The following is an 11,890-nucleotide window of genomic DNA, read 5'->3' on the forward strand; positions in this document are numbered from 1 at the left end:
TTTCATTGAAACTCCCCCTAATAAAAAGTGTCAATATTCCGAAAAGTTATCTTACATTTTTATCATTAAATACAAAAACGAATGTTGGCTAAACTATATTTTCGACATAATTCATACCAATCCTCTTTGGATTGAAAATTTCTTGGGAAATTTTTTGGGATTATGTCGAATGGGTAAAATTTGTATATAGTAAGCGGAATATGAGGAATGCTAAAGATGGAAAATGGGGGTGCTATATGAAAAGGTTTATAGTAAGTGTAATCATGATCTTGTGCCTTTTTTTCTGTTCCAGTTCGATTAAAGGCGCAGAAAATAATGAAGTGAAAGTTGCCTTTATTCGTAATCATAATCTATGGATTAAAGTCGGTGAGAAAGAAAAACAAATTACAAAAGGAGAGTACATAACAGGGCCGAAATGGTCACATAATGGAGAATGGCTTGCATATGCAAAAGGAAAGAAGCGAAATCATTTTGAACTGTATCGGCTGAAAGATGGAAAGAAAGTTACACCATCTCAATCAGAAGCATCGAATTATCAATGGTCACCAACAGAGAATATAATTGCATTTATATTTACAGGTACATTAAATACATTTGATGCAGAAAAAAAGATTGCCGATTTTGAAAATGTAGCCAATGGTGTAGGGGATTATGCTTGGTACCCAGACGGACAGAGGTTTTTTGTTTCCTCTGAAGCGTACTTGCTTCCAACAGGGTGGACAGGTGCTCAGTTATATGAAATACAAAAGGATGCAAATATGAATCCGCACAAAATGAAACATATATATGCATTACCAAATGAGCACGATGATTTTTTAGCGTTAGTCGCAAGTGGATTTAAGTGGTCAACAGATCAAAAATGGATCTCATTTTTAGCGGTGCCAACAGCTTCGTGGTCAGCTGATAGTAATACACTGTGTTTAATACGAGCAGATGGCAGTCGTTTTGAAAATATAGATCAAATGTTGTTAAACACACAATGGTTCAAATGGGCGCCATCAAAAAATATATTAGCCTATATTGAAGGAAGCGGGAGAGTTGCATTAGAGAATAAACATTTAAAAGTAAAAGAACTGCCGGCATTACAGCAGAACACATTTACTCCAAAAGGATATGTTGATTGGGATTTCACATGGAAGAACGATAATGTAATTATCATTTCAAGGGTAAAGGAAGCAGATTTATCTTTACCTCTAGAAAAAAGACCGCTGCCATCTTTATATGAGATAAATAGTATAAATGATGAACAACATCAAATTACAAAGCCACCTAATAGCCAAGGTGATTATAATCCTATTTTTATTAAGAAGAGTAACCAATTAATGTGGATCCGTTCGAATCGTAAGAAAGCTGATGCATGGCTTGCTCATAGCGATGGAAAATATGAAAAGAAGTGGATTGAAAATATAGATGTGCCAGAGTGGTATTATGAGAAATGGAATTGGGAAGATGTCCTTTCGGTTAAAGATGAGTAAAAAACCTGCCTAAAATATAATTTTTAGGCAGGTTTTTTAATGTTATTTATGTGTTTTATTTGGCTTTTTTTTCGCAGGGTTTCCGTTCCCTTGGCGCTTTCTATTTTGTTCATCTTTTGCTTGTTTTTCATGTAATGTATCTAAAAAGTCATTTGAGTTACTCATTTTTATATCTCTCCTTTTTTCATTGCGTCCTAATTACTATAACCATTTAGGAGGATAATCATGAGATAAAAGTTAAGCGCTTAGTTTTCTTCGGTAGTATAAGTAAAATAGTCCATACGTAATGAATAACATAAGTAAAATTTGTAACTCTACATTTTCTTTAAAAATAGTTGCGACAGGACCTGGTAAATAAGGTGATGTATCGCTCGTTCCTAAACCTAACCATTTGTTTAAGAGGTTCATGATACAAAATATGAAAACACCGGACCAGCTTGCGATAATTGCTTTTTGCTTAATTTTCGTTTTACGTTCATCATCTGTAATCCAAGGATTAGCAGTTTTATCACTAATAAAAAAGCCATTTATGTATCCCCATATGATTATTCCGATAAAGATGATAATCCATTTCATATTTGTATTCCTCCCCTTATTGTAAAAAGTATTTTACATATATAATTGTAATGTTTTCCAAATATTGATGTCAAATACTTTTTACATTCTGCTTTTTAAAATAGCAGGAGTAAAGAAAAAAATAGGGAAGAAATATGTGAGACCATTTTCTACTGAGAGGAAGAGGAGAATGAAACTTGTCTTTGTGCGGCATGGTGAAGGTGAGCATACGAAAGATTTACCATTAAGTTTACAAGCAGTGAATCCGTCATTGACGGGTGTGGGAAAGAAGCAGGCAAAATTGCTTCAGTGCGATGTACCATTGCAAGAAAAGGATATATTAATCGTTAGTCCTACACTTCGAACTTTACAAACTGCGACAATATGGAGTGCGGAAGTCGCTTGTCAAAAAATTGTTCATCCATATATATCCCCGCGTATTTTTCCTTATCGGGAATCCGCCAAAACATTGCCATGCGATCAATTGTTAGATCGAAAGATAATGAAAAATTTATTTTCACATTTTTCATTAGAAGAAAGTACAAATGAATTGTTATGGAATGAGGGAATCAATATCATCTCAGAGAAGGAATTTCAGCAAATAGTAGATGAATTTCTGCATTGGTGCCATCAGTTAAAAGCAGAAAAAATTTGTATCGTTTCACATGATGGAACAATTACAGCGTATAGGCAATATTTACAGAAAGTTGCTTTAACTAGAGCAGATTTTTTGAAAGAAACGGGTATGTATGAAATTGACTTATAGGATAGGGAATTTGTAATGGAAGAGTTAGGGGAAAATGTATACGACTTAAACGAGCAGAGGGTATACTTTGGCGTAGCGAAAATTAAGTAATATGCAAAATTGCATATTATACATATTGTAAACGATTGGTGTAAGTTTGGGGAGCTGAAGCTAGTAGAATCGATTTTACATAATGATGCAAAATCGTATGTTAGATCGATAGATTATGTAGGTGGAAATTTAGCACTTATGTTTACAATACGCTTATTTTACAGGCTTATTGACCATAACAAAACGTTAGGAGAAGCTGTTCGAGAAGCGAGATTAATCGATGAGGAGACATGTACATTTCGAGTATATAAGCAACATGAAACGCATTTGTTCTATATTCGAATGAATGCGTTTCACATTTAACTCACATTTTTTTTACATTTTCTTCAATGAAAATGATTATCACTTGTGGTATGATATGTTCAAGTTTTTGCGGGTAATAAAAGTTACTATATAAACGTTAGTATTTAATGTTTTTTATGTATGTCACAAATTATTCATAATTAACATTTCAAAAGTAAGTAACTAGTGTTATTATATTATCTGTAACTGACTTAATTACAACTTTAGGAGGAAGATATGATTATTCAATTTTTAAGAGAAAACAAAGCAGTTTCTTTTGTATTAGCGATAGTTCGAGTGTATCTTGGTTACACATGGGTAATGGCTGGAATCGGTAAACTACAAGGAAAAGGATTCGATGCAACTGGTTATTTACAAGGTGCAATTGAAAAATCTAAAGGAGCACAACCAGCTGTTCAATCTTGGTGGGCATCATTTTTACAAGATTTTGCAATTCCAAACGTTGATTTATTTAATACACTTGTGACGTGGGGAGAAATTTTAGTCGGAATTGGTTTAATTGTAGGCTGTTTAACAAAAACAGCGGTCTTTTTCGGCCTTGTAATGAACTTTTCCTATATGTTTAGTGGGTCAATTGGTGTGAACCCTGAGATGGTTATTTTATCGATGTTCGTTCTTGTTTCTGGTATGAATGGTGGGAAAATTGGAGTTGATGGCTTCATTATTCCAAAAGTACTAGGATCAAAAACTCAAAAACGCCAAAAGCAAGCTGCTTAATATATGAAAACGGGTATCTCAACATGAGATACCCGTTTATTTTTCAGCACTTATAGGATTTTTCTCGAAGAAATCTTTTACATACCTTACAAATTCTTGTGGCTCTTGACGAAATGGTGCGTGATAACCTTTTTCGATAATATGGAAAGTACTATTTTTTAAGAATTGATGATAAGTTTCTCCTTCTTTCCAAGAAACGCTACTATCATTTCTTCCCCATATAATTAAAGTTGGTTGTTTAATTTCATTTGCATTGATTTGAAGACGTCTAGGCCATAATTTCATTTTATTATAGTGCTCTTCATCATTACGCTTGAATTTAACTTTGCTCTCATCATAATCTGCAATAGAAGAAACGGTACTTAAATCAGTCGACAACTTTGGTTTAGGTGAACCTTGTTTATTAACGAGCGTATGAGGGCCGCCTGTAGCATCAGTTAAAATAAGGTGGGTAACCGCTTCAGGGTATAAATATGTTAAATTAAGAGAAATTTCTCCCCCCATCGAATGTCCCAGTATTGCGAATGATTCATATCCTAGTTTTTTCATTAGCTTATAATACAAATTTGCATGAGTTGGGAAAGAATAATAAAAATCCATCGGCTTAGAGGAACGTCCGAATCCTAAAGCATCAACAGAAATAATCGTATGATCTTTTGCTAAATCGGAGTAAATTTTTTGAAAACCATCGGATGATCCTCCAAATCCATGAATCATAAGTAAAGGTGGTTTTTCATCACCAACCTTTTTAAAGTAAATCGTTTGACCATCTATCTCTACCATTTTTTCCTCGGTAGCTAGTTTCGCTGTAAGTGTATTTTTAACTTGTTTTACTTGTTCTACTGGCTTTTCTGCTGCACTACATCCTACTAATAGTGTAAGAGTAAGACAACCTACCATAAAATAGCTAAATCGCTTCAATTAGGTGTCCCCTTTCTAACATAACGCTGCATCTATCATAGCAAATAGTATATTACGATTTCCAGGAAGTTGATTACCATTCTTTATCATAAGCGGTGATAGGAGCGTTTCCTGGAAATTTGCTGTTTGAAGAAATTGGCGGAAAATAAATTGTGAATGGGGAACATCAATGCGTATCGTTCCATTCCAGGATTTACAAATTTTTTCTAATAACTGAATAGCGTCTTTTTCTTTTTTTGAAATAAGTGGAGTGATACATAGTACATCTCCTTTTTGTATGCATAAAGCAAAAGCATCTATTTGATTATCCCGCTCTATTTTAAAGGAGTAAGTTGCTCTCGATAGTAGTGATAAATAAAGCTTAGAACGATCTGCACCAGTCGCAGTTTGATCAAGAGAAATTAGAGATTGAGCATCCGTCTGCTGAATTTGTTTTATGGGAACAAAATTTGTATTTTTGTAAGCCGCTTGTTTTTCGAAACGATGAATGGTTGTTATTGATTGAAATCCATAAGATTCATATAAGGGTTCGCCAGCTTTTGTTGCAATGAGCGTAATAGGGAGCGATGGATGAGTTACTTTTAAGCTATTGTTTAACAAAATACGGCCAATTCCTTTTCTTTGAAAATCAGGATGCACGATTAACATACCGATAGAAGAAAATCCAGGGGCAAATGAAAAGACCCCGCCCGCTGCAATAAGTTTATTCTCATATACATAGCCAAAAACTGTGCCAATGGAAAGGTACAAATGGAATTGCTCTTTCATAAAACTCGCATGCTGTAACCACCCAACTGATTCGCAAAGAGAGAGTAAGGATGGAATGAAAGATTCGTCTAGTTTTACTGTTTTCATAAAGTTCACCATATTTCTATTTAAATTAGAAAAAATAAGAATAATATTACGAAATGTAAAATAATAGGTTCGTATTAAAAGAAATCCAACATGTTTATATTTATCTTTGTAAAGGGGAGTATGCTTGATATGAAAAGACAAACTTATACAAATTATAACTGAAATTTACATAAGTTAACAAAAAATTTACATATAACTCATTTTCTCTTAACAGTCTTCTATTAAATTTGATAGTGGGAAATGAATAACCTAATTAGGGGGACAAGACAGTGAAAAAGTTTGTAAAAAAAGCATGGCCATTTGCAGTTGTGGCGTCGTTAGCAGTTACTTCGGTAGCAACATGGAATTTTACGCGTTCTAGTGAGGTTAATGCAGATGAGAACGGAAACAATGCAAAAATTAAAAATGTCATTGTATTAATTGGGGACGGTATGGGGCCTTCATATATGACAGCTCATCGTTATATGAAAGATAATCCAAAAACATTTGAGATGGAATCTACAGAATTCGATAAGCATCTTGTAGGAACACAAAAAACATATCCAGAAGATGAACATGAAAATATTACAGACTCTGCATCGGCAGCTACTGCGATGTCAGCAGGTATAAAAACATATAATGCAGCTATTGCAGTAGATAATGATAAAGCTGAAGTGAAAACAGTGCTTGAGCAAGCGAAAGAAAAAGGGAAGTCAACGGGACTCGTTGCAACTTCTGAAATTACGCATGCAACACCAGCTGCATTCGGTGCACATGATATTAGTCGTAAAAATATGGACGCAATTGCAAATGATTACTTTGATGAGAAAATTAAAGGTAAGCATAAAATAGATGTTATGCTTGGCGGTGGTGTAAATAACTTTGTTAGAAAAGACCGCAATCTTACAGAAGAATTTAAGAAGTCTGGTTATAGTTATGTAACAGATCGTAATCAATTATTAAATGATAAAAGTGATCAAGTTCTTGGTTTATTTGCACCAGGTGGTTTAGACAAAATGATTGACCGTACTGATAAAACACCTTCATTAGAAGAGATGACAAATACAGCAATTGAACGCTTGAACAAAAATAAAAATGGTTTCTTCTTAATGGTCGAAGGTAGTCAAATTGATTGGGCTGGACATGATAATGATATTGTCGGTGCAATGAGTGAAATGGAAGACTTCGAAAAAGCGTTTAAAGCAGCAATTGAGTTTGCAAAAAAAGATAAGAACACATTAGTTGTTGCAACTGCAGACCATGCTACTGGCGGATTATCTTTAGGTGCGAATGGTGAGTATAACTTTAAAGTAGATCCGATTAAAGCTGCGAAACGTACGCCAGACTTTATGGCAAATGAGATTGTAAAAGGTGCAAATGTAGAAGAAACATTGAAAAAGTATATTGATCTACAATTAACACCAGAAGAAATTAAAGCTGTAAATGATATCGCTCCATCAAAAGATGTAACAAAGATTGATAATGCAATTGAAGATATCTTCAATAAGCGTTCAGTTACAGGTTGGACAACAGGTGGACATACAGGTGAAGATGTGAACGTATATGCATTCGGACCAGGTAAATACTTATTCTCTGGCGTTCAAGAGAATACAAATATAGCGAAACGTGTCTTTGACATTGTTGGCGGCGGCGATCCAAATAAAGGAAGACGCTAATTATAAACTAAAGTGAGGCGAAATGCCTCACTTTTCTTTTTAGGAGATGGAAAGATGAGAATTTTTTTAGGGAAATTAAGATTCCTTCTAGTATTCGTATTATTGCTAGTTGGATGTCAATCTCAGGGGAATAATATAGAACAAAAATCTGCTAAAAAAACTGAGGAAAAGGTACATATAACGAAAGAAGAAGAGAAATCCATTCAAGATGTTATTGAGGCATTTGTACGGACGACGAATGAAAAAAATCTTGCTGAACATATGGAGTTGTTTTCAAAGAAGATGCCTAGTGCTGAAGACTTAAGAACACAAAAAGAAGCAGCTTTTCAAAAAGGGAGTAAGAAAATTGAATTGGAACATATGAATATGAAAGTTCTTAAGGAGGGGCTTGTTATTGTTGAAACGGAAGAAAAAGAAGTAGATGGAGGAGTTACTCTTCAGAAAAGAGTACAGTACGCACTTGGAAAAGAAGAAGAAGGGTGGAAGATTGAAGAGGTTCGTACGATAGAGAAGAAATAAAGTGAAACTTTAATCAGTGGGGGAGTTGTCCATACCCCACTGATTATTAGCTTTCACCAACCCGGATAAAAAAGGTTCTCATAAGAGAGAACCTTTTTATAGTGGTAATAAAATTTGATTTGAACATGCTTCAATGTCATCAATATCTTGACGGATTGTTGCCATCTTATTATCAAGATCTTCAGCTTTCATAGCAGCATCGTGTAGTTCATCCCTCAAATAATCAGGTATGTTTCCTTCATATTTGTAGTAAAGTTTATGTTCTAAACTTGCCCAAAAGTCCATGGCAAGTGTACGTAATTGAATTTCTGCAAAGACATCTTTCGTACCAGAATTTAGTGACAATGGATATTTTATTATCATGTGTAAACTTTTATAGCCATTTCCTTTTGGATTAGCAATATAATCTTTTACTTCTACAATTTCCATGTCTCCACGATTTTCAATAACTTCTTTTAAATGGTAAATATCTTCTACAAAGCAACATGTAATACGGATGCCAATAATATCTTGTAATTGTGTTTGAGCATTTTCAACTGTTGGTGATAAGTTTTTACGCTCAAGCTTCCTAATGATACTTTCGGGTTGTTTAAGTCTTGTTTTTATATGTTCAAACGGGTTGTAGTCTTCTAAAAATTGAGCTTCCCGGTTCATAATTTCAAATTTAGTTTTTAACTCTTCTAAAGCGAATGTATAAGGTAATACAAAAGCTTTCCAGTAGTTAACTGTTGATTGGTTATATTCCATTTCTATACACACCTTTTCTTATTTACAAGTGAAGTTGTTATTATACTAAACACCAAATCATGTAGGCGCAAGCAGCAAATGATGAAATCATAAAGCGATATTTAGTTTTCATATTTTCAACTCCTTTCAAATGAAATTTTATATATTAATAAACGCAGTTGTTAGTAAGTTCACTATGTACAATTCCTATAGTAATAGATTCATGTGAAATTCGTATGAACTAATTGTTTCAGTTTTTTGTCTTTTTTTTGTAAATAAAAATTATTGCTACAATTTGTAATACATTGGAAAAATTATTCAAGGTATGAAAGATTTATTTAGTTCGACAAAAAGCTAAGGATTCCATATTTATATCGTACAGACACAAACAACCTCACGCCCACATACAAATAATAAAGACCACTATTTTGGCGGAGGTGAAAGGTTTGAGTCTATTCGCCGCAATTGGATATATGGTTCGAGAAGTGTTTGTCTTTGTTTCTTATGTGAAGAATAATGCGTTTCCGCAGCCGTTATCATCAGACGATGAGAGAAAGTACTTAGAGTTAATGGAGCAAGGTGATGCTCAAGCGAGAAATCTTTTAATTGAACATAATTTACGGCTTGTAGCTCATATCGTTAAGAAATTTGAAAACACCGGTGAAGATGCAGAAGATTTAATTTCAATTGGTACAATTGGGCTCATTAAAGCGATCGAGAGTTATTCTGCAGGGAAAGGAACTAAGCTTGCGACATATGCAGCACGCTGTATTGAAAATGAAATTTTGATGCATTTACGTGTGCTGAAGAAGACGAAAAAAGATGTTTCACTTCATGATCCAATCGGGCAAGATAAAGAGGGCAATGAAATATCGCTTATTGATATATTAAAGTCAGAATCTGAAGATGTAATTGATATGATTCAGCTTAGTATGGAGTTAGAAAAGATTAAAGAGTATATCGATATTTTAGACGAACGAGAGAAAGAAGTAATTGTGAAGCGTTTTGGACTAGGGCTTGATAAAGAGAAAACACAGAGGGAGATTGCGAAGGCACTCGGTATTTCAAGAAGCTACGTATCGCGAATTGAAAAGCGTGCTTTAATGAAAATGTTCCATGAATTTGTGCGGGCTGAGAAAGAGAAGAAAGCGAAAGAATAGAGTATAGGAAAGGCAACCGTATTTCAAAAGCGGCTGTCTTTTCTTCTGTAAAAAGGAAAGAAAACGAGCTGCTCTAAGAAGAAATACATGTTCACTGTTGAAAATGGCGGGTTCTATCTGTAATATTAGAAGGTGCTAAACAATTTAAGAATAAAAATTATACTTAGTTTTTCTTTATGTATAACGAGACGGCTCCATGCTATATGTGGGAATAAGAACCAATTCTACATATGATATAGAGAGAAAAGAAGGAGAAACTTAAGTTATAGACTGGTTAGGAGGTTTCGTAATTTGCGACGTACATTATATCGACTTATGATCGAACTTACAAATGGTCGTTTCACTTCTTATATATTACGTAAATTTGCACAATCTCGTTTGAGCTCTATCATTATTCCATCGTATGCGAAAGTTTTTCAAATTAATCAAGATGAGATGGAAAAGGGTTTAAAGGAATATCAAACATTGCATGATTTATTTACGCGTAGGTTAAAAGAAGGAAAGCGTAGTATTGATGCAGATGCATCGAGTATCGTTAGTCCTGTTGATGGTGTTTTTGCTGATCAAGGTCCTATTGAGGATACAAAAACATTCGATATAAAAGGAAAGCGTTATTCAATTGTGGATATGCTAGGTAATGAAGAGCGTGCAAAGCGATATGCAGGCGGTACATACATGGTAATTTATTTGAGTCCAAGTCATTATCATCGTATTCATAGTCCGCTCTCTGGCTCTGTCACTGAAAGATTTGTACTTGGCAGAAAATCATATCCGGTAAATGCAGCGGGTATGGAGTATGGGAAAGAACCATTGTCAAAAAATTATCGCTCTGTTACAGAAGTAAATAGTGAAGGTGAACATATGGCGCTTGTAAAAGTAGGTGCCATGTTTGTTAATAGTATTGAGCTCCTTCATGAAAGAAGTACTGTTCAAAAAGGTGAAGAGATGGCATACTTTACATTTGGTTCAACAGTTGTTTTATTATTTGAAAAAGATATGATTGAAGTAGTGCAGGAATTGACAAGTGGACAAGAGTTGCGTCTGGGAGAAAAAATTGCAACACGATTATCTCATAAGTAAAGAAAAGGTTTTATAATATACTTATGAAGCTCTAATTAAGAAATATGGACAAAGATGCTTAATGAAGAAATCCCCTAGATGGGAGTACTTGTTTATTCGAGAGCCATCGCAGGATGGCTCTTTTTACAGGTCAATCAGCAATCTATATGTACTCAAGAAGATCTGACGAGCTTGTCCTCTAACGAGCGCCGAATAATTTCTTGTTTTATAAGTAAAATGAAGTCGGGATTTAATTTTAGTTCTTTTGCTTTATAATAAGACTCAGTGAGTAACTCAGTAGATAACTGTTCCATATGTTTTGTTTTCAAGGTGAGTCACCTCCTAATAATATAAGGATTGATTCGTTGTTGCATTTAATGTACCAAAAAAATATGACAGTCACAAACAAGAGGTTATCCACATACCTCAGTGGATAAAATGTGTATAGATTGTTAGTAAATTCCAAATTAACTGAAAAATTAATGTGGAAAGTGTGTACAAGTTTATCCACAGGTTATCTATCGAAAAATGTTGTCGAAAAATTTTATGAAAAATCCTCAAAGAGGTGAAAGAAATTGAAGTTATTTTTACCAAATGAATATGTGAAAAATGTATATCATGTTCAACCAGAAGATTTGAAAAAGCGTGGAATTAAAGGAGTTATCACTGATTTAGATAACACTTTAATTGAATGGGATCGTCCAAACGCAACACCACAGCTTGAAGAGTGGTTTTTGAAAATGAAAGAAAATGATATTCAAGTAACGGTCGTTTCAAATAATAACGAGCAACGCGTTAAAGACTTCGCTGACCCATTAGGTATTCCGTTTATTCATAGTGCACGTAAACCGTTTGTTCGTGCCTTTAAGCGCGCAATAAACGAGATGCACTTACAACCAGATGAAGTTGTAGTAATTGGAGATCAGTTACTAACGGATGTGCTCGGTGGGAATCGTGTGGGACTTCATACAATTTTAGTTGTACCAGTAGCGCAAACAGACGGATTGGTAACACGCTTTAATCGAAAAATTGAACGAAGAATTATGAGAAACATGAAGAAAAAAGGCTTAATTAATTGGGAGGAATAAA

At 34.3% G+C, this 11,890-nt stretch carries 14 protein-coding genes and 1 pseudogene; 9 read left to right on the top strand and 6 right to left on the bottom strand.

What is annotated here, in order from left to right; translation table 11 throughout:
* Positions 1–236 precede the first annotated feature (236 nt).
* A complete protein-coding gene (locus MRBLBA3_RS00355) occupies positions 237–1,475 on the top strand; it encodes a TolB family protein (RefSeq protein ID WP_044737714.1) in 1,239 nt (412 codons plus the stop codon).
* Positions 1,476–1,517: 42 nt separating this feature from the next.
* Here the strand turns inward: MRBLBA3_RS00355 and MRBLBA3_RS00360 are convergent, their stop codons facing one another.
* Positions 1,518–1,640 (bottom strand): DUF4023 domain-containing protein, encoded by a 123-nt coding sequence (locus MRBLBA3_RS00360; protein WP_000071861.1) that lies wholly within the window; start codon positions 1,638–1,640, stop codon positions 1,518–1,520.
* 72 nt (positions 1,641–1,712) lie between these two features.
* Entirely contained in the window at positions 1,713–2,051 is a 339-nt protein-coding gene (locus MRBLBA3_RS00365) for a hypothetical protein (RefSeq protein WP_044737715.1), read from the bottom strand.
* 169 nt (positions 2,052–2,220) lie between these two features.
* Here MRBLBA3_RS00365 and MRBLBA3_RS00370 point away from each other — a divergent pair, with 169 nt between their 5' ends.
* The 3 genes and pseudogenes from MRBLBA3_RS00370 (at position 2,221) to MRBLBA3_RS00380 (ending at position 3,906) form a co-directional block, all read left to right on the top strand.
* Positions 2,221–2,796 carry a histidine phosphatase family protein gene (locus MRBLBA3_RS00370; protein ID WP_044737716.1) on the top strand — a complete coding sequence of 192 codons (576 nt, stop codon included), beginning with the start codon at positions 2,221–2,223 and terminating at the stop codon, positions 2,794–2,796.
* Positions 2,797–2,802: 6 nt separating this feature from the next.
* Positions 2,803–3,189 (top strand): annotated as a pseudogene (locus tag MRBLBA3_RS00375) (hypothetical protein); the annotation flags it as partial.
* Positions 3,190–3,405: 216 nt separating this feature from the next.
* On the top strand, positions 3,406–3,906 hold the full coding sequence (locus MRBLBA3_RS00380; protein ID WP_044737717.1) for a DoxX family protein: 501 nt from the start codon (positions 3,406–3,408) through the stop codon (positions 3,904–3,906).
* Positions 3,907–3,942: 36 nt separating this feature from the next.
* Here MRBLBA3_RS00380 and MRBLBA3_RS00385 read toward each other — a convergent pair whose 3' ends face one another.
* Entirely contained in the window at positions 3,943–4,827 is an 885-nt protein-coding gene (locus MRBLBA3_RS00385; protein WP_044737718.1) for an alpha/beta fold hydrolase, read from the bottom strand.
* 15 nt (positions 4,828–4,842) lie between these two features.
* Positions 4,843–5,682, bottom strand: a complete 840-nt coding sequence (locus MRBLBA3_RS00390) for a GNAT family N-acetyltransferase (protein ID WP_044737719.1) — start codon at positions 5,680–5,682, stop codon at positions 4,843–4,845.
* A 269-nt stretch (positions 5,683–5,951) separates the two neighbouring features.
* Here MRBLBA3_RS00390 and MRBLBA3_RS00395 point away from each other — a divergent pair, with 269 nt between their 5' ends.
* Together MRBLBA3_RS00395 and MRBLBA3_RS00400 are read left to right on the top strand one after the other, a co-directional pair.
* Positions 5,952–7,337, top strand: a complete 1,386-nt coding sequence (locus MRBLBA3_RS00395) for an alkaline phosphatase (RefSeq protein WP_000714902.1) — start codon at positions 5,952–5,954, stop codon at positions 7,335–7,337.
* A 54-nt stretch (positions 7,338–7,391) separates the two neighbouring features.
* Positions 7,392–7,856 (top strand): hypothetical protein, encoded by a 465-nt coding sequence (locus tag MRBLBA3_RS00400; RefSeq protein WP_001217966.1) that lies wholly within the window; start codon positions 7,392–7,394, stop codon positions 7,854–7,856.
* 96 nt (positions 7,857–7,952) lie between these two features.
* Here MRBLBA3_RS00400 and MRBLBA3_RS00405 read toward each other — a convergent pair whose 3' ends face one another.
* Positions 7,953–8,603 (bottom strand): GTP pyrophosphokinase, encoded by a 651-nt coding sequence (locus MRBLBA3_RS00405; protein WP_000456231.1) that lies wholly within the window; start codon positions 8,601–8,603, stop codon positions 7,953–7,955.
* 425 nt (positions 8,604–9,028) lie between these two features.
* Here MRBLBA3_RS00405 and sigK point away from each other — a divergent pair, with 425 nt between their 5' ends.
* Together sigK and MRBLBA3_RS00415 are read left to right on the top strand one after the other, a co-directional pair.
* Complete coding sequence (gene sigK / locus MRBLBA3_RS00410) at positions 9,029–9,742, top strand: RNA polymerase sporulation sigma factor SigK (RefSeq protein WP_000051382.1); 714 nt, start codon at positions 9,029–9,031, stop codon at positions 9,740–9,742.
* A 291-nt stretch (positions 9,743–10,033) separates the two neighbouring features.
* Entirely contained in the window at positions 10,034–10,822 is a 789-nt protein-coding gene (locus MRBLBA3_RS00415) for a phosphatidylserine decarboxylase (protein ID WP_001254985.1), read from the top strand.
* 152 nt (positions 10,823–10,974) lie between these two features.
* Here the strand turns inward: MRBLBA3_RS00415 and MRBLBA3_RS00420 are convergent, their stop codons facing one another.
* Complete coding sequence (locus MRBLBA3_RS00420; protein WP_000850095.1) at positions 10,975–11,130, bottom strand: sporulation histidine kinase inhibitor Sda; 156 nt, start codon at positions 11,128–11,130, stop codon at positions 10,975–10,977.
* 246 nt (positions 11,131–11,376) lie between these two features.
* On the opposite strand from MRBLBA3_RS00420, the gene MRBLBA3_RS00425 reads away from it, so the two are divergent.
* On the top strand, positions 11,377–11,889 hold the full coding sequence (locus tag MRBLBA3_RS00425) for a YqeG family HAD IIIA-type phosphatase (RefSeq protein ID WP_000765303.1): 513 nt from the start codon (positions 11,377–11,379) through the stop codon (positions 11,887–11,889).
* Position 11,890: the final 1 nt, after the last annotated feature.

Source organism: Bacillus sp. LBA3-1-1.1 (assembly GCF_040676495.1).
Classification (GTDB): Bacteria; Bacillota; Bacilli; order Bacillales; family Bacillaceae_G; genus Bacillus_A; species Bacillus_A nitratireducens.